At 50.8% G+C, this 19510-nt stretch carries 14 protein-coding genes and 1 rRNA gene (1 of these 15 cut by a window edge); 7 read left to right on the top strand and 8 right to left on the bottom strand.

The window, feature by feature from the left end; all coding sequences use genetic code 11:
* The 3 genes from EL628_RS05635 to EL628_RS05645 form a co-directional block, all read left to right on the top strand.
* Positions 1-1343: ribosomal RNA gene (locus EL628_RS05635) — 23S ribosomal RNA — on the top strand; it begins 1612 nt to the left of the window's first position.
* A 425-nt stretch (positions 1344-1768) separates the two neighbouring features.
* Positions 1769-2611 carry an amidohydrolase family protein gene (locus EL628_RS05640; protein ID WP_126578999.1) on the top strand — a complete coding sequence of 281 codons (843 nt, stop codon included), beginning with the start codon at positions 1769-1771 and terminating at the stop codon, positions 2609-2611.
* 47 nt (positions 2612-2658) lie between these two features.
* Complete coding sequence (locus tag EL628_RS05645; RefSeq protein ID WP_126579000.1) at positions 2659-3570, top strand: MBL fold metallo-hydrolase; 912 nt, start codon at positions 2659-2661, stop codon at positions 3568-3570.
* 1 nt (position 3571) lies between these two features.
* On the opposite strand, the gene EL628_RS05650 is transcribed toward EL628_RS05645, so the two are convergent.
* Positions 3572-7609: an adenylate/guanylate cyclase domain-containing protein gene (locus EL628_RS05650; RefSeq protein WP_126579001.1), complete on the bottom strand. Its 4038-nt coding sequence runs from the start codon at positions 7607-7609 to the stop codon at positions 3572-3574.
* A gap of 252 nt (positions 7610-7861) precedes the next feature.
* On the opposite strand from EL628_RS05650, the gene EL628_RS05655 reads away from it, so the two are divergent.
* Both EL628_RS05655 and mce read left to right on the top strand, forming a co-directional pair.
* Positions 7862-8419 (top strand): ribonuclease FAU-1 family protein, encoded by a 558-nt coding sequence (locus tag EL628_RS05655; RefSeq protein WP_126579002.1) that lies wholly within the window; start codon positions 7862-7864, stop codon positions 8417-8419.
* Between the two features lie 72 nt (positions 8420-8491).
* The gene (mce, locus tag EL628_RS05660; protein ID WP_126579003.1) at positions 8492-8926 is read left to right on the top strand and encodes a methylmalonyl-CoA epimerase; all 435 of its coding nucleotides are present in this window, start codon (positions 8492-8494) and stop codon (positions 8924-8926) included.
* On the opposite strand, the gene EL628_RS05665 is transcribed toward mce, so the two are convergent.
* The 7 genes from EL628_RS05665 to EL628_RS05695 form a co-directional block, all read right to left on the bottom strand.
* Positions 8923-10494, bottom strand: a complete 1572-nt coding sequence (locus EL628_RS05665; protein ID WP_126579004.1) for an acyl-CoA carboxylase subunit beta — start codon at positions 10492-10494, stop codon at positions 8923-8925. The genes mce and EL628_RS05665 overlap by 4 nt on opposite strands.
* Before the next feature lie 216 nt (positions 10495-10710).
* A complete protein-coding gene (locus EL628_RS05670) occupies positions 10711-11553 on the bottom strand; it encodes a sulfurtransferase (protein WP_126579005.1) in 843 nt (280 codons plus the stop codon).
* A 244-nt stretch (positions 11554-11797) separates the two neighbouring features.
* The gene (locus EL628_RS05675; RefSeq protein WP_126579006.1) at positions 11798-12115 is read right to left on the bottom strand and encodes a hypothetical protein; all 318 of its coding nucleotides are present in this window, start codon (positions 12113-12115) and stop codon (positions 11798-11800) included.
* 486 nt (positions 12116-12601) lie between these two features.
* Positions 12602-13675: a dipeptide epimerase gene (locus EL628_RS05680; RefSeq protein ID WP_126579007.1), complete on the bottom strand. Its 1074-nt coding sequence runs from the start codon at positions 13673-13675 to the stop codon at positions 12602-12604.
* Between the two features lie 149 nt (positions 13676-13824).
* Entirely contained in the window at positions 13825-14943 is a 1119-nt protein-coding gene (locus tag EL628_RS05685; protein WP_126579008.1) for a D-alanine--D-alanine ligase, read from the bottom strand.
* A gap of 18 nt (positions 14944-14961) precedes the next feature.
* Positions 14962-16419, bottom strand: coding sequence for a UDP-N-acetylmuramoyl-tripeptide--D-alanyl-D-alanine ligase (locus tag EL628_RS05690; protein ID WP_126579009.1), 1458 nt, complete (start codon positions 16417-16419; stop codon positions 14962-14964).
* Between the two features lie 523 nt (positions 16420-16942).
* The gene (locus tag EL628_RS05695; protein ID WP_126579010.1) at positions 16943-17752 is read right to left on the bottom strand and encodes a DUF4097 family beta strand repeat-containing protein; all 810 of its coding nucleotides are present in this window, start codon (positions 17750-17752) and stop codon (positions 16943-16945) included.
* A gap of 272 nt (positions 17753-18024) precedes the next feature.
* Here EL628_RS05695 and EL628_RS05700 point away from each other — a divergent pair, with 272 nt between their 5' ends.
* Positions 18025-18558: a DUF3592 domain-containing protein gene (locus EL628_RS05700; protein ID WP_126579011.1), complete on the top strand. Its 534-nt coding sequence runs from the start codon at positions 18025-18027 to the stop codon at positions 18556-18558.
* Positions 18559-18602: 44 nt separating this feature from the next.
* A complete protein-coding gene (locus EL628_RS05705) occupies positions 18603-19373 on the top strand; it encodes a hypothetical protein (protein WP_126579012.1) in 771 nt (256 codons plus the stop codon).
* The last annotated feature ends 137 nt before the right edge of the window (positions 19374-19510 follow it).

Below are 19510 nucleotides of genomic sequence, written 5' to 3' on the forward strand. Positions count from 1 at the left end.
GGAAGTCATCGGACCCCAGGCTGCCAAGAAAAGCCTCTCGTGAGAGCTGACGCTACCCGTACCGCAAACCGACACTGGTAGGCAGGGGGAACTCCCCCAAGGTGATCGAGCGACCCTCTGTTAAGGAACTCGGCAAATTGACCCCGTACCTTCGGTAGAAGGGGTGCCCCAGTAGCGTGTTTCGATGCGTGAGGGGGCTGCAAGAAATTGGCTCAACCGACTGTTTACCAAAAACACAGGTCTCTGCGAACGCGAAAGCGGAAGTATAGGGGCTGACTCCTGCCCAGTGCCGGAAGGTTAAGCTAAGTGGTGTTCGTAGCCACGAGGTGAAGCCCCGGTGAACGGCGGCCGTAACTATAACGGTCCTAAGGTAGCGAAATTCCTTGTCGGGTAAGTTCCGACCCGCACGAAAGGAGTAACGAGTTGAGCACTGTCTCGACAGAGGACTCGGCGAAATTGAAGTACCCGTGAAGATACGGGTTACCCACGACAGGACAAAAAGACCCCGTGGAGCTTTACTACAGCTTGGCCTGGATACGAGGGACAGCGTGCGTAGCATAGGTGGGAGCCGGAGAATCCATCCTTGTGGGGGTGGAGGAGGCAGCAGTGAAATACCACTCTCGTTGTGTTTTGTGTCTCACGCCAGACCGTGAACCGGTTGGCAGACAGGACCAGGTGGGTAGTTTGACTGGGGCGGTCGCCTCCCAAAGAGTAACGGAGGCGCTCAAAGGTTCTCTCCGGGTGGATGGACATCACCCTTTTCGAGTGTAAAGGCAGAAGAGAGCTTGACTGCAAGGCAGACGCGCCGAGCAGGGACGAAAGTCGGACTTAGTGATCCCACATTCCCGAGTGGAAGGAGTGTGGCTCAACGGATAAAAGCTACCCCGGGGATAACAGGCTTATCTTGCCCAAGAGTTCACATCGACGGCAAGGTTTGGCACCTCGATGTCGGCTCGTCGCATCCTGGGGCTGGAGTAGGTCCCAAGGGTTGGGCTGTTCGCCCATGAAAGCGGCACGCGAGCTGGGTTCAGAACGTCGCGAGACAGTTCGGTCTCTATCCGTCGTGGGCGTAGGAAGATTGAGGGGCGTCATCTCCAGTACGAGAGGACCGAGATGGCTGAACCGCTGGTGTGCCAGTTGGCCTGCCTGGGCCACAGCTGGATAGCTATGTTCAGAAGGGATAAGCGCTGAAGGCATCTAAGCGCGAAGCCGCACCCAAGATGAGTCTTCCCATCACTTTGTGTGATCAAGATCCCAGGAAGAAGACCTGGTCGATAGACGACACGTGGACGCCTGGTAACAGGTGGAGCGAAGTCGCCCTAATGATCGTACGGCTTGTCATTCAGGTCTTGAATGGGTGAGCGAGTGGAAATCGGCTTGAACGCGTGGTTGCAAGCGGCGCGCTCGGCAAAATTGAGAGAATATCCTCAACAGTTGGTACCATCAGGTGCAATGGAACAAAGAGAGAAGTCAGGATTGTGAGATCCTGGCTTTTTTTGTGTTTTGACCAGCCTCATCAAACTGATTTCACTGTAACCGCATTCTGCGATACCTGACCAGCAGGCATGTCAGGAAGAGTAGAGCAATACCAATGCCAGCCAGTAGCAAGCGGCTCTGTGCAAATGTCCAGGGTAAAAAGAACCCTTGAACTGAACTAGTCCAGACTATGCAGGATGTTCTTGCATATCTCCTGGCTGATGAGGTACGCTAGTAGAGAGAGCTATATTGAACTGCTACAGGCTGAAGTCATGAGAAAATTGCAAGTAGAATGATAATTGACTTTCATACTCATATCTTTCCACCTGAGATTATCCAGCATCGCGCCCGTTACTGCGAGCGTGATCCCTGGTTTGGCGAACTGTATGCCAATCCTCGGGCCTCACTGGCAACGGCTGAGGATCTCATTGCTGAGATGGCAATCTCAGGTGTGGATGCTTCTGTCACGTTTTCGTTTGGTTGGAGCGATCCGGGGCTGATTGAAGAGTGCAATAGCTATGTGCTTGATGCCGTACGTCGTTATCCGGGTCGCCTCTATGGTATGGCTGTTCTACAGCCTCTGGCCGGGGCGCGAGCAGAGCGCGAGCTTCAGCGCTGCGCTGAGGCTGGTATGATTGGGCTTGGAGAATTAATGCCGCATGGGCAGGGGTATCGGTTATGTGATACCCACCTGCTGACACCTTTGATGGATATTGTCCGACATTATCAGTTGCTGGTGCTTTCGCATTGTAGTGAACCTGTTGGTCATCTTTACCCGGGAAAAGGTGATGTCTCAGTACAGGATGTCGTCGCATTTCTGACGGCCTTTCCCGAGGTGCGTTTTATTGCGGCTCACTGGGGTGGAGGGCTTCCTTTCTATAGTCTGATGCCAGAGATTCAACGCATTACTGCCCATGTATGGTATGATACTGCTGCAACTGTCTATCTTTACCGCGATCTTATTGTGCCTACAGTTGCTAGATTAGTAGGGGCAGAGCGTATTCTCTTTGCCAGCGATTATGGATTGCTTCGACAGCAGAGGATTATTAAGCACCTGCAACAGGCTGACCTGGATACTCAGTCACTTGCTATGATCCTCGGTCAGAATGCGCGATCTTTATTGGGAATTATTTGACAGGCTATCTTCCCCTATGAGGGCGAATAGTTAAGGGTAGAGATGCTATGCGTGTTGTTTCATTAGGGAGTGGCAGTAGCGGAAATGCTTTATTTGTAGAGGCTGGTCCAGGAGGACGCACAAAGTTGCTTGTCGATGCTGGGCTGAGTGCTCGTACGCTGACCACACGGCTCCTGTCGATTGGAGTGACACCGGCTCAACTGAGCGGAGTCTTGATTACGCATGAGCATAGCGATCATGTGATGGGTCTTCCGATGCTGCTCAAGCGGTTTGCTCTTCCTATCATGACTGACCCACGAACTTATGCCGCTTTTGAAGATGGACTCCGGACTGGGGGGTGGCGCTCAGATTCTGGACGGTTGGTTCCAGCGGAGGAGTTGGCGCGAGAATTGGAAGTCGTGGAGAGGGCCGAGGAGACGGTGTTTCGTCCGCTGGCGGTTGGAGGACAGGGCCGCATAGGTGATATAACGATCACTTCTTTTCCCATTCCTCATGATGCCGTCTCCCCCTGTGGCTATCTTTTACAGGCTGGTGGCTGCCGCCTCTGTATTGTGAGCGATAGTGGAGAGGTAACTCCGCCCATGCTGGAGGCCATGAAGAACGCCGATCTGTTAATTTTAGAATCCAATCATGATCGTGCTCGTCTGCTACGTGGACCTTACCCCTATCGTTTAAAGCAGCGTATTTTAAGTTCTACAGGGCACCTATCGAATGATCAGGCCGCTGAAGCGGTGCTACAGACGTGGCAGCCTCATGGCATCCGCTGGCTCTGGCTCTCCCATTTGAGCCGCACCAATAATACGCCAACCCTGGCTCTGGAGCATATGCGCACATCCTTACAGAAGGCAGGAGCTCATCTGGCACAGGTGCATCTCTCGGTGCTCCCGCCAACGCTGGGTGGAGTCTGGGACTCCACCCAGTTATGGCATGCTTCCTCGCTCTGGGAGATGTCGCGTTAGCTCAATGGCTCACTTCTTTGCTATCTACTCGATCTTCGGCTGGAGATGGAGACTGGCGTTCTTGTTTGAGCGCTACCTCTACTTGTGCGGCAGCAGGTGTAGCTCCCAGTGATTTATAGAAGCCATGGGCCTGTTCAAGATGATAGCGGGCGCGACTGGCATAGCTGTGTGCTTCTTTCTGGTCGGTCGTGGTCAGTTCGCTTGCTCTCTGCTGATAAAGGAGTGCAAGTGCATAGAGCGTATGTCCTCGCTCCCAGGGGAGATCCAGCTCCTCGCAGAGTTGGAGGGCCCGACGCAGATCTTCTTCAGCAGCCGTCCAATCGTGTCTTTGTAACCAGAGGTTTCCGCGCGCACGTAGAGCTACGGCCAGACTTTTTCGAGCCCCCGATTGTTCACCAACTTGAATGGCGCGCTGGCAGATCTGTAGCTGTTCCTCGCCCTGTTCTGGAGTTCTTACGACGAGCTCAGCCAGCGTAGCCAGAGTTTCTGGTTGAGGATATGGCTCACTATGGCTAATCTTCTCTTTATAGTCGAGCAAGGCTCGCTCATAATCGCCACGAGCCAGATGGATGGCATGGAATCTGGTCTTTTCGTCCACTCCCGAGCGGGTAGACTGCTGATCAATCAAACGTTTATATTGCCTTGCATACTGGTCACCTTCTTCGAGCTTTCCTTGATGGTAGGCAATAACCGAGAGGGTCTCCAGTGCCCAGAGCTGGCGCTTTTCATCCTGTTGATATTTCTCAATCAGTTGCAGTATCTCCAACGCAACCTGATGAGCATTCTCCCAGCGATTCCATTGTCGCCAGGCCCGCATGCGGCCTACAATACTGGTTAAGAGCATCGATGGGCTCTCCATCGTCTGTGCATCGCTCCATGCTCGCCCATACCACATGAGGGCAGAGGGATAGTCGGCCACCTTTTCATAGGCTGCGCCCAGGGAGAAATAGAGATCATAGAGCTCTTCTCGATCAGTTAGCAGACCTTCTAACTTGAGGCGGCGCTGCTGTAGCTCCAGTGCCTCCCGATATTTGTGATATTCATCGTAGATAAAGCCCATTGCATCCAGCGTCAATGAGAGCGTCCGTGGATTATCGAGCTCTTCTGCCAGTCGAAGCGCGGCTTTTCCGCTTTCAAAAGCCTGCTCCGCCAGTTCCTGTTTGCGCTCGGTTGGAGCTGTCTCCAACTGACGGATATACCAGAAGGCCCGGTAGGTGAGGAAGGCAATCGATTCACGGCTAATTGGTTGTCCTTCTAGTAGCTGTAGCCCGGCATCAATATAGGTCCATGTCTCCTGCACGTCTGGCTGGATATCAAAACGGGCCAGCCAGCGTGTGGCTAACAGAGCGAGCCGCTCATAGAGGAAAAGCAGGCTGGCCGTATCCTCGGATGTTCCCTGTGCATTCAGTAACTGAAGCGCCTGGCGATAATGTTGCCAGGCTTCATCCAGGTTTCCTCGTTGGGAATAGGCATCTCCCAGTTTCTCATGCATAGAGCTCCGCGATGGAGCGTCTGCTTGCTCCTCCACGAGCAATTCGAGCGCATCGTTATAGGCTTTGAGCGCACGCAGAGTATAGTAATTGTGTAGAGCTTGATCGCCAGTGAGGATCAGAAAGTGCAGCGTGCGTTGACGTAGCTCTTTTCGGGTGAGATGGTGAAGCGGAAGATTGCCGATATCAAGCCATTCAAGAGCCAGATTTGCGGACCAGCTCGCCAGAGCCTGCTGATAGTGGTACGCCAGCAGTTCGATAAAAGCTTCCTGCCTGGTCTGGGTTTTGCCTTCTAGCCAGAGGGCAAGATGAGCATGTTCGCGTGTGCGACGTTGGCGGGGAATAGTGTTATAGACCACATCCCGAATCAGAATATGTTTAAAATTAAAAGTGCGATCATTCTCATCTGGACTATTGCGCTGCTTGCCAATCTCCGTTACAAAGTCCCGTTTGAGTAGCGAGACCAATGCTTCCATCACCAACTCTGGATAAAGGTCAGAGGCCATTTCAAGCAGACTGGAGAGCCAGAAAGTTCGTCCGATAATGGCTGCATGCTGAAGAATCAACTTCTCAGTAGGATCCAGTAGATCGACACGAGCGGCTAGAACACCCTGAATAGTATCGGGGACATGCGAGAGCGGCAGGAGGTAATGCTGCTCAATCAGTGCATCTTCAGGTGGTTCTCCCGGTGTGCTGAGCTCGCCCAGGAGCACATCATTCCGATAGCCAATGCGCCAGGTTGGTGTCTCATGCTCATCGCTTTGTTCACGAACAAGAATACCCTGATCAATAAACATACGTACAATCTCTTCGACAAAGAACGGATTGCCTTCAGCGCGGGTAAGAATGGTGTAGCGTAAGGTCTCAGGGAGGTCATTGGGATTAAGCAGCGCATCTACCAGATCGCTGCTCTCCTGCCATGTGAGCGTCTCCAGTTCAATGGCGGTAAAATTGCGATGGCCGCCTCCCCAATCGCGCCGATGCTCAAGAAATTCTGGTCGTGCTGGACAGAGAAAGAGCACAGGGGTAGCTGTAATTCTATCGGTGAGATATTCGAGAAGATCAAGAAAGGCTTCATCAGCCCATTGTAGATCGTCCAGAACAATGATTAATGGTTGCTGTTCTCCCAGCGCCTCCAATAGGACGCGCCAGGCGCGCAATAATGTTCCCTGTGTTCCGCCCTGTTTGAGCGGAGACGTTGGCGTTGAAAGGCCCTGACGTTCGGGCTTGAGGCTTTCTGATCCGAAGTCCTTAGGCGTGGGATCACGATCAATCTGGGGTAAGATAGCTGAGGCAATCTCTTCCGCCGACTCTGTGCTCCTGGCTCTAGACAGTGTCTCATTGACAAAGGTTAGAAAGCGCTGCTGTATCATCTCGTTATTATCGGATGTCTGCACATTGATCAAGGTGCGAACGATCTCAATAAAAGGCCAGTAGGTAATTCCTTCACCATAGGGCGGGCAACGGCCTTTGAGCACCAGTGGAGGAATGTGCTCTTCCTGATTCGTCTTGCGCTGTGCAAGTTTTTTTTCACGCGTAATAAACTCTTGCACCATGCGCGATTTACCAATGCCAGGTGCCCCTAGAATGGTAATGAGATGAGGATGATGTTCGGCCAGGACGCGAGCATAATTAGCATGGAGTAAGGTCAGCTCCAGCGTACGCCCGATGAGTGGAACAGAGCGGCCTCCGATACCGCGAGGCGGCTGTAAAATGATCGAACTCTGCTGTTGTAGCCCAATCACAACATGAGCTGCAATCGGCTCTGGTTTGCCTTTGAGTTGCAGCGGGGAGATGGCGCGGAACGCGAACAATTGACGGGCTGAAAGATAGGTTCGTTCGCCTACCAGAATAGTATCAGGAGTGGCGACTTGTTGGAGACGAGCAGCGATATTGACTGCATCGCCAGTGATAAGAAAATCCTGGCGCTGCCGACCAGCATTATTGGGGGCGGCCACTTCTCCAGTATTGATGCCGATCCTCATCTGCAACTGAGCATTCTCTGTGTCATAAAGAAGGCGCTGTTGATTAAAGTTTGTGAGTGCAGTCTGCATATCGAGAGCGGCTCTAATGGCGCGGTCAGGATCATCTTCATGAGCGATTGGCGCACCAAAGACGGCCATAATAGCGTCGCCAATATATTTTTCGATAGTTCCACCATGTTTGCGAATCTGTTCGGCCATCAGATTAAAATAGCTGGTAAGTAGACTACGCATCTCTTCGGGATCCAGGCGATCGGCTAGAGGAGTGGAGCCTGTAATGTCAGCAAACATGACAGTAACTACTCGTCGCTCTTCCGGCGGCTGAAGAGGCGCAAACTCTTCTTTTTGACTGCTTGCCTCAATAATGGATGCAGTCTCGTGTTTTATCGTAGCACCAGCCCCCTCGCTTTTGAATTGCAGGGCATTTCCGCATTCAATACAGAATTTTGCGGCTGGTGGATTGATTGTCCCACAGTGTGGGCAGACCATCAGGCGCGTGCCACATTCGAGACAAAATTTTGCATGAGCGGGATTGATTGTGTGGCATTGAGGGCAAAGCATAGTCATCCTGTCTTGCAATTTCCTTATTGCGGTTTGTTAGCATTCAATTGTTCTTCTTTATTTTACAATATCTATCAGGCTGGCGGAAAATAGCAAGACCACAGTCGCGTCCGCTGAGCTTGCCTCTCTGCCATCTTTGCTCTTTTAAATGCAGAAGATAGCCTCTTCTGCCAGAACTGGAAAGCCCTGGAGAATTTCTTTTCGCTTGACGATTTCCTTTTAATTACGTACTATGTCTTAATAGAAGGGAGAACTATCATGTCACAGGAGTTTCGGATCGAGTCTCGAAGTTACGATCAGCTATTGCGAGGCTCGTGGCAAGCTCAGTTTTTAGAACCAATCAGACAACTTGGTGATGAACAGATGCTAGCACTGGAAGGAGCGATGCGCTTCTGGTTGCCCGCTGGTAATCTTATGTATTGGGCCTCTGGTACACGTCCATTGCGCTCCAACTGCTTACAGATCTTCTGGCCCGAACGCTGGTATATGCTAAGTGCCTTCTATAATGAAGATCGCCTTATTCATACCTATGCTACGATTATTCAGCCTGTACAGCTTCTGTTTAATCAGCTCTCCTACATTGATCTTGATCTGAGTATACTTGTTAAGCCCGACCTGAGCTATGAAGTTCTGACCCAGGCCGAATTTGAACATATGGCTGAGACCCTGGGATATAGCGAAGAGACAAGCCAGAGCGCTTTAACGGCTTTGCGCGCTCTAACCAGTTCACTTCAGCGCAGCATTGGCGTATTTTCTGCTGTCCCATATCGTATCAACCTGACAAATATCCCTTCCGTCCGCTGTGGCGATAACTGATCAACAGACGCAAATCAGGCCGTCCTCGTTACCCTCTATTCTGTCGCAGCTTTGATGAAGGAGCATAGTGCTATGCCACGGCGTATCGATCATGTTGCAATTATTGTCCGCAATCTCGAGCAGGCATTGATCTTTTACCGCGATACCCTGGGATTGGAGCCCCGAGCGATTCAGGATGTACCTTCGGAGCAGGTGCGTATAGCCTTTTTGCCGATGGGTGGCCCTCAGGGTAGTGAGATTGAACTGATTGAACCAACTACTCCCGACTCGAGCCTGAGCCGTTTCCTCGAGAAGCGCGGTGAAGGTATGCATCATCTCTGTCTGGAGGTAGATGATATCGATGCAGCCCTGCAAGAGATGAACGAGCGAGAGGTTGCTGTTCTCGATACTCAGCCACGCCTGGCAGCCGAGGGGCGAGCGATCTTCCTTCATCCGAAAGCAACGCATGGTGTGCTCTTAGAATTGATAGAGAAAAGACCCCAGGCCACTCGGAGAGTTGAGCGTTAAAGCGGAATATTGCCGTGTTTCTTTGGAGGATTGGTATCGCGTTTATTTTTGAGCATCTCCAGAGCGTTGATGAGCTTGACACGGGTATATCTAGGCTCAATGACCTCATCGATATAGCCACGGCTCGCGGCAATATAGGGATTGGCAAACTTCTCATTATACTCGGCAATCAGCTCTTTACGGCGCTGCTCAGGATTGGCTGAGTGCTCAATCTCATCTTTAAAGAGAATATTCACAGCCCCCTCAGCCCCCATAACAGCAATCTCTGCCGTGGGCCATGCATAGTTGATATCGCCCCTGATATGTTTGCTACTCATCACATCATAGGCCCCCCCATAGGCCTTGCGCGTAATCACCGTAATTTTGGGGACCGTCGCCTCACAATAGGCATAGAGGAGCTTGGCACCATGGCGAATAATGCCACTATGTTCCTGCCCCACGCCAGGTAAGAAGCCAGGCACATCTACAAACGTGAGCAGCGGAATATTAAAGCAATCGCAGAAGCGTACAAAACGAGCCGCCTTATCCGAGGCATTGATATCCAACACACCGGCCAGCGCTTTGGGCTGTTGAGCCACAATACCGACCGAGCGACCATTGAGACGAGCAAAACCAATTAAAATATTGGGAGCAAAGTGTGCCTGTACCTCAAAGAAATCATGATCATCAACCAATGATTGCAGAACAGTCTTCATATCGTAGGGTTTATTGGGATTATCAGGGATGATCGTATCGAGTTCTTCAACGAGGCGGCGTGGAGAATCCTTTGGGGTGAGATAGGGAGGGTCATCAAGGTTATTGGAAGGGAGATAGCCCATCAACTGGCGCAGCAGGCGGAGGCAATCCTGTTCGCTGGGGCAGGAAAAGTGCGCTACTCCACTGGTACTATTATGAACCTGAGCTCCACCAAGCTCCTCAAACGTCACATCCTCATGGGTTACCGCCTTCAACACATTGGGGCCAGTCACAAACATGTAGCTACTCTCCTCCACCATCAAGATAAAATCAGTAATGGCAGGCGAGTAGACAGCGCCACCAGCACAGGGCCCCATAATAGCGGAGAGCTGTGGGACAACGCCGGAGGCCAGGGTATTGCGTAGGAAGATATCGGCATAGGCCCCGAGGCTGACCACACCTTCCTGGATACGAGCCCCGCCAGAATCGTTGAGTCCGATCACAGGAGCCCCATTCTTGAGCGCAAGATCCATCACCTTACAGATCTTTTCGGCATGTGTCTCTGATAGAGAGCCACCGAAGACCGTAAAATCCTGTGAGAACACATAGACGAGCCGACCATCGATCTGCCCATAGCCAGTCACCACGCCATCGCCAAGGATCTTCTGCTCATCCAGGCCAAAGTCGCTGGCGCGATGAGTGACCAGCATATCGAGCTCATTGAAACTATCGGGATCGAGCAAGAGATCAAGCCGCTCGCGAGCCGTCAATTTTCCTTTTTTATGTTGAGCTGCAATGCGTTTTTCGCCGCCCCCAAGAAGTGCTTCAGCCTGGAGGGCGTGCAGCGTAGCAATTTTCTCCTGCTCTTCCGATTTTTGTTTGCTTGTAGTCATGTGTGATATCTCCGTTGATCTCTATAACCTACGCGGAACATGTTGGCAGTATAACACGGCAAAAGGGAGAGTGTCTAATTGTTTGAAAGAGTTTTGAGGAGATTACCAACAAGAAGCCACAAAAAAAGCCTCCAAAGTGAGGATGCTCCACTGAGCATCCTCCTGGAAGGCCTTTGAGTTGATTAGATGCGAAAAATAACGAAGCCCGAACGACTTCTATCTTTCGATGGGAGAGCGGACCAGGCTGCCCCACTCGGTCCAGGAACCATCGTAGTTGCGGACATTCTCATAGCCCAGCAAGCGGGTTAGAACGAACCAGGTATGAGCCGAACGCTCGCCAATACGGCAGTAAGAGATAATCTCTTTATCGGGGGTGATATCCTTCCCCTCATAGATCGAGCGGAGCTCTTCAGCTGATTTGAATGTACCATCAGGATTAGCAGCCGTTGCCCAGGGAATATTTTTTGCGCCTGGGATATGGCCGGCGCGCTGAGCACCTTCCTGAGGATAGTTGACCATGTGTAGCAGCTCACCGCTGTACTCCTGTGGGGAGCGAACGTCAATCAGGCGGCGGTTAGAATCACCTAAACCAGCCAGGACCTGATCGCGGAAGGCGCGAAGGCTCTCATCAGCAGGTTGTGCATGATAGGTCACGGGAGAGAAGTGAGGAACCTCTTTGGTATACTGGCGGCCTTCAGCTTCCCATTTGGCGCGACCACCGTTGAGGATCTTCAGGTTCTTGTGTCCGTACTGAGTGAAGAGCCAGTAGGCATAAGCGGCGTACCAGTTGTTGCGGTCGCCATAGAGCACGATTGTCGTATCGTTGCTGATGCCCCAGCCACCCAGCAGCTTATCAACGCCTTCCTGGTCGATGAAGTCGCGGCTCAGAGGATTCTGAACATCGACGTGCCAGTCGAGCTTTACGGCTCCTGGGATATGCCCCACTTCATAGAGCAAAACATCTTCATCGGCTTCGATTAAGCGGATGGAAGAATCATTAAGATGGTCCGCTACCCAACTGGTCTCAACAAGGGCTTCTGGATGTGCATACTCGGACATGAAACAGGCCTCCTTATATCTCACCATTGAAAGTTGACTTAGTCGATCAACATTCAAAACTATCTTCTGTAGTATAAAAGGTTGGGCGGGTGACTGTCAAGGGTCAAACGCTGTCCCAACATGTTTTATCCATAGGTTCAAGCGAAATATGGTTTTCTTGACTACATGGATGAGCTGTGAGGTCATAGCCTTGTATGCGATACGAGATGCTATCAGGCCTTGACTTCGGGTAGATTCTGGTCGTTCACTCGGTCAAGCTTTTGCTTTCAAGGTAAAGGAGCCGTGTAGCTTCGCGTTCATTGCGGACAATGCTGAGTTGTACAATCAAGTTATTGAGGCGATCGGCATTGCTGTCGAGGGCCATATGTTTTTTAGCGAGTAGCTCTAATTTGGGAAAGCGTTCGTGAACAATGCTCATAATGGCGCGGCGTTGAGCGAAGAGCTGTCCTTCGCGTATGCCGATCTTGCGGCCTGTGACCTGTCCGGCTTGCTGTCCTTCGTCGCGCCCACGAGCTAACCCTTCCTCGCGGCCAGCGCGGAGAATTTCTTGATATAGTGGCATATCGCGTAATATTTCGTGTATTTTATCCAACCCCATCCTACTCCAGACCCACCTATCCCTATTGTTGTGTGATACAAAATGACTACCTTGCTTGTAGTATAGCGTTTGGCGAAAGAGGTCTGCTCTCACTGCTTACTTGAGATGGTATTGCTGATGATGATTGTGGTTTAGTTTAAGTAGCAAGATGCTTGCTTTCCTGTGCTTTCCTCTTTTCATCCCTCTCTATCACATCAACGAGCACAAAATTTCTGTATTTCTATTCTAGCATAGAAACACAAAAATGTCGATTTCTGCCGGGAAAATAAGAAATTATTGCTCTTTATGACCGTCGTCATGGTATTTGCTTTCTTCATAGCTCTCTTCATAAAGAAAACAGACCCCATGACGACGGTTGTGCCAGGATGGGGATTATCGTTTGTGGCTCATTTTGTCCTTTCGCCTGGCTGGTTTTCTTCTGAAGGTTGATAGTATGAAGATGGGTGTGCCCTATTTGCGATAGATGCCAAGGCCGCTCTGGACCTGGGAAAGATCATAGTGGCAGCCCTGTTGTTCATAGCCTCCAATGAAGGGATCTTCCGTAAGCAGCATAGGGGTATCAAGATCGATAAATTTGAAGCCACCCAGACCTGCGGCAATATGGGCTGAGGCGCTAATGGCGAGTCGTGACTCCATCATTGCTCCAATCATTAATTGAGTATGCAGACTGCGACAGAGGGCGGCACTATCGAGGGTTTTGACGATGCCATACTTCATGATTTTGAGGTTGATGATATTGACACAAGTATCGGTCAGGAGACGAGCAATGGTTGCCGGGCTGGATGCACTCTCATCGGCAGCAATAGGGACCGCTGTATGCTGGGAGACATAGCGTAGTCCCGCAAAATCATCCTTGTGGACCGGTTGTTCCATCATCAGTGGCCGGATATCACGATTGTCGAGTGCTTCCAGACAGAGGAGTGCCTCATTTGGTGTATAACCCTGGTTGGCGTCAAGCGTTATGCTAAGATGAGGAGCGCCGCTACGAATGGCTTCGACACGGTCTACATCTTCTCTCAGCTCGCCACCTACCTTCACTTTAAGGCTTTTAATGCCCATTTGCATTGCTTCACGTGCTATCTCATAGCCTCGATCTGGTTTAACCATTGGGATGCTGAGATCTGTCTCAACGCTGCTACTGGCTCCTCCTAAAAATAAATACAAAGGGATATTGTAGGAGCGGGTCAGGGCATCGAGAATCGCCATCTCCATGCCGGTGCAGACGGTTGCTTGAGCAAAATAGACGCTCTGGATCAGAGCTGAGAGGGTACGCCAGTGAGCGGCATCTTTGCCTTTGATCAGTGTCGCGCAAGCAGAGGCTGCGACGAGAGCTGTCTCCTGTGATTCGCCAGTGCTTGGAGGAAAAGGAGCACATTCTCCATAACCAATGCTTCCATCCTCGAGCGTGATTGTGATCAAGACATTTCGTGCGGCTGTGACGCTTCCTGTAGCAATGGTGAAGGGTTCTCGAAGTGGAATTGTTAAGGGTTCAACAGCGACAGAACGAATGGTGGTATGTGACATAGACGCGCCTTTCTGTTTCCCTGGCCTGGATGTTCGTTGATGGATCAGCGATCGCTGGCTGGCTGTTCATAATAGCTTTAAAAAATAGCTATGAAAAGCAGCCAGTCAACAGAAAATGAAGAGGTTGTTAAGGACTGGTACTTTCGCCTTTAGAGGCTGGTACGATTGCGTTGTCGATCCTCATGGCGTTCAATGCCCAGTTCAATCAGGCGATCAAGTAATTCTGGATAAGAGATGCCGCTTGCGTTCCACAGTTTGGCATACATGCTAATCTGAGTAAAGCCAGGGAGTGTATTGACCTCATTAATATAGACCTTGCCAGTCTCTTTTTCGATGAAGAAGTCAATACGAGCCAGCCCACTGAGGTCCAGAGCCAGAAAGGCCTGTATTGCCAGGCGGCGTACCTCTTCTGCCTGTTCTTGTGGAATGTGGGCTGGAATCAGGACTTGCGATTTGTTATCGATATATTTGGCGTTGTAATCGTAAAACTCGTTGCTGGGAATGACTTCGCCAACCACGGAGGCCAGGGGTTCATCGTTGCCGAGGATGGCACATTCGAGCTCTCGACAATTGATGCCCTGCTCAATGATAATCTTGCGATCGTATTCGGCTGCAACATTGATGGCATGTTCAAGCTCTGTACGATCATGGGCCTTATTGATGCCAACGCTCGAGCCAAGGTTCACAGGTTTGACAAAGTTTGGATAGCCAATCTGTTGTTCGATGGCGTTAAGAATCGCTTCTGGATTGCGCTCCCATTGATTGCGGCGGTAGACGAGATACTTTACATTGGGGAGTCCAACGGAGTCGAAGACCATCTTCATCTTCTCTTTGTCCATACCGAGTGCTGAGCCCAGGACTCCACAACCAATATAGGGAAGATTCGCCATCTCCAACAGGCCTTGCAGGGTGCCATCCTCGCCATAGGTGCCATGCAAGACAGGGAAAATGACATCTAATGCACCATTCTCTTGAAGCTCCTCATTGGCGTGGAGAGGGATAAGACGTTTAACGGTTGGATCGCCAGTTAACGTTACTGCTTGAATGGCAGGGTCTTCACTGGCATGGACGTTCTGGCTTGCAGCCTGCAAGAGCTCAGGTTCGCTCCCAAGGAGCCATGTTCCTGCCTTTGTGATCCCAATGGGAACGACCTCATATTTTGAGCGATCAAGGTTCTCCATAACGGCTCTGGCAGAGGCGATGGAGACCTCATGTTCGCCTGAACGGCCTCCAAAGACGATCCCGATGCGCACTTTTTTCTTTGACACTGTGCTCTATCCTTTCGCTTAATGGGCGCTGTGTGTATGGTTGGTCTGTAGCATCGTCAGAAGGGTATCCATCCCCAGGCCGAGCGAGGCTTTGAGCAGAACCAGATCAACGGGCTGGACCTGCTCCCGCAAGAGATCGGCTGCCGCGCTCTTAGCGGCTTCTAGTTCGCGTGGTTGCTCAAGATTGGCTGAGAAGAAGTAAGCGTTTTCAGAAGGCATACCGGCTTCGAGCGCTCCTTCGACAAAGAAGCGTGCCTGCTCGCCAATGGCGACAAGATAGTCAACCAGGTGGGCTAGAGCAGCGCCAGTGGCGAGATGCTCGTCTCTTGAGTAGCTCCCCAGTTCCAGGATATCACCCAGAACTGCCCAGCGTTTGCCTCCTTCTGTAATCTGTGCTGAGTGCATAGCCTGTGCAATGGCCACGATTGATTGACGGTTAGCATTATAGCTATCATCGATCAGTGTGCTCCCATTGGGGCCTGCTTTGATCTCGCCGCGTCGTTTGGCGGGTGCCAGTTCTTCCAATGCTGCAACGATCTCTCCGATGGGAAGTCCGGCTGCAAAACCAACAGCCGCTGCGGCCAGGGCAATCGTAATGCCGTGTTCGCCCGGGATATGCAGCTGGACGGGCTGCTGCTCTTCGCCATAGTGAAGGGTAAAACTATGGCCACGGAGCGTATCGCCACCGATTGCAGTTGCTCGCACATGGGCTTCTGGTGCTGTGCCATAGAAGAGGACGCGAGCCTGTGTTTTGGCTTTCATCGCCTGTACTCTAAAATCATCATAATTCAGAATTGCGATTCCTTCTGGTTGCAATGCCTGAACGAGCTCGCTTTTAGCAATGGCAATACGCTCCTGTGAGCCAAAAAACTCAAGGTGAGAGGTGCCAACATTGGTGATGACCGACCAATCGGGGGCCGCAATTGTACAGAGCCAGGCCAATTCTCCTACCCATTGAGCCCCCATTTCCAGGACGGCATAGCGATGCTGAGGCTCCAGACGTAAGAGCGTCAGAGGGTAGCCAATCTCTGTATTGTAGGAGGCATGGGTCTTTAACGTTGGGGCATGACGGCTCAGTACGGCTGCAATGGCCTCTTTAGTACTGGTCTTGCCATTGCTCCCGGTGATGCCGATGAGGGTGGTCCCCTGTTCGTCGCGCTGACGCTGTGTGCGTACACGTGCGATGGCATGGAGAGCTTCAACCACATCGGGCACTACAATCTGGATAAATGTGGGGGGGACATCCGTCGCAGCTTCTGTACAGAGTGCTCCCAGCGCTCCCGCCTGAGCGACAGCCGAAATAAAACGGTGTCCATCCACTTTCGCCCCTTTAATAGCAATAAATAGGTCACCCGCTGCAATCTGCCGACTATCATGGTGTGCGGAGCGGAAGATCAAATGGGGGTCGGGCGGAAGACTGCTTAGCACAGTGGCTTTATCAACCGTGGCTTGCAGGATATCATTGAGGGTAAACATGCCGTTGTATCCTTTTCTGTTAGCATACTTCGAGTGGATTATATCATGGTTAGCTCTTCCCCGTCTGCGTTTTACTTTTCTCTTTCGGCTCAATTATGATCAGGAATAGGGTCTCGGGGCAGTTCATTTCCAACGGAGCTATGGAAGGGTGACCATGTGGGAGGGGCAACAGAGGAAAGAGACATCCTACCTGGAATGATTTAAGTGTGGAAAATGCTTTTTCCATAAAAAAGATAATGCAAGTAGGGAGGGTAGCTTGTCTCCCTCCGAATCGTGACGCTCCGCAATGCCAGCCCTACCATGGCTCAATTGGAAACTGTCCTATGAAGGGGCTCACACAGCGGAACCGGACGAGAGGAAAGAGACAAGCGACTTTCCCTACTTAAAGGTTCATTATGTGTATTTTCGATATAAAAATGATAATACAAGTAGCTTGTCTCCCTCCTCCTCGCGACACTCCTCAATGCCAGCCCCTCGATAGCGCCGTTTCCCATTGGCACAGGTAGGGATCTCTAGATTATATTCAGGAAGCTTTTTTGATCTCAAGCGAGCCACTATTATCGGTCAGAATGAGCTTTGTATCGGAGCCGCCTCCATTAAGATCCCCATCGGTAGAGGCACCAGTAAAATTTTTGCGCTCAACCTTGAGCTCTGAGAAATCTGATGAGACATTTCCGGTATTGACTTGAGCGCTTACGTGGAGAGCGCTATCGGCTGGCAGGGTCACCGATAATTCTCCGGCGTTATTCGTGATTGAATAATGGGCTTGAGGAGCGAGCTTGCCCTCAAAGGAGATTTTTCCCATATTGCTAGAGATCGTACCATGATCGCTCAATGTGACACCTTTAATCTCTAGATCTCCACTATCCAGATGAAGATCCAGCGCCAGGGTATTGGGAACAGTAATATCCAGTTCCGCCGTATCTATGTTCAGACCCATTCCTGTAGAGCCACTCACATCTACCTGAACAGTGTTGGATGAAGGCGTACTATAGCTGACTGTAGGATGACTTCCCATCCAGAGTCCACGCTTTTTGAGGACAGGATGAACAATAATCTCTGACCCGGAGCCACCACTCTGAATACGAAGCAGACCTGAGGCCTGATGAACAATGAGATGGGCTTGAGCATCAACTGCAAAGGTCTTCGAGGATAGATTCTCAGAAACAGTGTCTCCCTGAAGCCAGTTTAGGGTGAAAAGAGCAAAAATAAAGAACACGACAACGACTGTAATCCCCGTCATAATCGTACGCCGCGAACGGCGTCTGGGCCTGCGAGGCTGCAACTTTTCACCTGGCGTATAAGGCCAGTCAGAGCGCTGTTGTTCTTGCATACAGATGAGTCCTTTCAACCAGTTCCATATGTATCTTTTGGAAGGCGAGAAAACCGCGAAGTCTTCCACTCAGCGTTAGTTTACAGCATTAGTATAGGAAAAAAATGTGTCAAAAGTATGGCAATTGCAAGATAAGCTGAAATATATCATTGATCCCTATAAATTCTACCATATTGAGCGTATTATTAAAAGATGAGCTGGATAGAGTAAGCGTCTTATGAAAGACGGGCTGGGTAGTGCAGCAAGAGAGACGAGCAGGAAGGATTACCTCTATGCGTGAGTGGAAATTGCTCCGCTTTATTCTCATTATGGTAGGGATTGCTGTATTGATCATCCTTGTAGATATAAGCTTTTTTGGTTCACAATTCTGGACCCTCAACACGATTAATCACTATACTGAAGGAACCTGTGTCATCACAAAGGTTGATCAGTTGTTGCAAACAGCCGATCATGGAGCACCAGTCGTCAATCTGCACGTACACTATACTGTCCAGGCTGCAAAGGCGTATGAGGCTACACGCTTTGCATGGGAATCAGAGGATATCCATACAACTGCCCGACAACCTGACACCGGGCTCCTCCAACAGTACAACGTTGTGATTGGACAGCAGCGTAAATGCTGGTATGATCCAGCTGATCCCACCCAGGCCTTGCTAGATCGCTCCTATAATTTTAGTGGAAATCTCCTGAGTTATACCTCAATTATGCTTGTTCCAACGATTATTGCGATCTTTGTACTTATTCTCTTCCTCGCTATCTGGTTCCAGATGCTCAAAAATAGCTTTCAGAGAGATTGGGCTCCCTGATGTTTACGATGCCATCTGTTAAGAAGTGGCAGAAGGAGAAATATATGCTAAATTCCATGTTACGTAAGATCTGGGGTGCAAAAGCCTTCTGGAGAGGTCTGATTATTGGCCTGTTCCCGGCTCTGGGTATCTGGCTCTGGATTCTGCCTTTTGTGGCACAGTGGCCGGAGTCGGTGAATGCGCTGCTCTTCTTGCTGCATTTCTGGATCTTCTGGTTCTGTCTGTTTACTGCTCTATTTGCCCTTTTCCTGAATACGCTTGTGGGCAGGAATAGTCTGTCCTTCCTTCTGGGCTGGCTTCCCGCATCCCTCTTTACCGTGTTCTCGCTGTTTGTTGTGCTCAATCAGCTGGCAGCGCCACTGCTCAATGTCACCTTGTTGCAGCCCTGGGTGGATCCGGTCTCCGATACTATCATATTGCAACCAGGACAGATTGCGACCGCGGATCTGATCGCAGTCACCTATCTCTCCTTTGATAAGCTGCCGGAAGGAGAACGAATGGATCTCATTATTCATGTTCGCCTCCAGAATCTTTCCGGTGATGGCTTGACCTTTCTCCCACTGAAATTTCATACGGTCACACACAATCTCGACTACAGTCTGAATCTCCCAGGGTTGACTGCCGATGGCTTTGACTACCAAGGAAACAACCTGTTTGGGCATGATAGTTATTTTGACTTAGAGGGCTGGTCAACGCTCGAGGGCGATCTCCTCTTTAGCTATAGCAGTGCACCCGGGACGCCATTGCCGGATCAGTTTATCTGGTCGGAGGGTCCACAGAAACACTTTATCTGGCAGATAAACACCCAACAGTGAGGCAGGTCAGAGGAATGGGAAAGATCCAGGCTCAAGGCAGGATGGGCCTGGAGAAACTGCTTTCCAGAGGAGCCTTGCAAGCGCGAGATATCTCCGGAATCCGGCTCATACCCTGCATACCGTGGGAAGTTCTCGCG

The organism is Tengunoibacter tsumagoiensis (assembly GCF_003967535.1).
GTDB classification, from domain to species: Bacteria; Chloroflexota; Ktedonobacteria; order Ktedonobacterales; family Ktedonobacteraceae; genus Tengunoibacter; species Tengunoibacter tsumagoiensis.

Excerpts from the sequence above, each read along its gene's own strand:
- EL628_RS05640 (WP_126578999.1), top strand. The coding sequence starts at position 1,769 with ATGATAATTGACTTTCATACTCATATCTTTCCACCTGAGATTATCCAG.
- EL628_RS05645 (WP_126579000.1), top strand. The coding sequence starts at position 2,659 with ATGCGTGTTGTTTCATTAGGGAGTGGCAGTAGCGGAAATGCTTTATTT.
- EL628_RS05650 (WP_126579001.1), bottom strand. The coding sequence starts at position 7,609 with ATGACTATGCTTTGCCCTCAATGCCACACAATCAATCCCGCTCATGCA.
- EL628_RS05655 (WP_126579002.1), top strand. The coding sequence starts at position 7,862 with ATGTCACAGGAGTTTCGGATCGAGTCTCGAAGTTACGATCAGCTATTG.
- mce (WP_126579003.1), top strand. The coding sequence starts at position 8,492 with ATGCCACGGCGTATCGATCATGTTGCAATTATTGTCCGCAATCTCGAG.
- EL628_RS05665 (WP_126579004.1), bottom strand. The coding sequence starts at position 10,494 with ATGACTACAAGCAAACAAAAATCGGAAGAGCAGGAGAAAATTGCTACG.
- EL628_RS05670 (WP_126579005.1), bottom strand. The coding sequence starts at position 11,553 with ATGTCCGAGTATGCACATCCAGAAGCCCTTGTTGAGACCAGTTGGGTA.
- EL628_RS05675 (WP_126579006.1), bottom strand. The coding sequence starts at position 12,115 with ATGCCACTATATCAAGAAATTCTCCGCGCTGGCCGCGAGGAAGGGTTA.
- EL628_RS05680 (WP_126579007.1), bottom strand. The coding sequence starts at position 13,675 with ATGTCACATACCACCATTCGTTCTGTCGCTGTTGAACCCTTAACAATT.
- EL628_RS05690 (WP_126579009.1), bottom strand. The coding sequence starts at position 16,419 with ATGTTTACCCTCAATGATATCCTGCAAGCCACGGTTGATAAAGCCACT.
- EL628_RS05695 (WP_126579010.1), bottom strand. The coding sequence starts at position 17,752 with ATGCAAGAACAACAGCGCTCTGACTGGCCTTATACGCCAGGTGAAAAG.
- EL628_RS05700 (WP_126579011.1), top strand. The coding sequence starts at position 18,025 with ATGCGTGAGTGGAAATTGCTCCGCTTTATTCTCATTATGGTAGGGATT.
- EL628_RS05705 (WP_126579012.1), top strand. The coding sequence starts at position 18,603 with ATGCTAAATTCCATGTTACGTAAGATCTGGGGTGCAAAAGCCTTCTGG.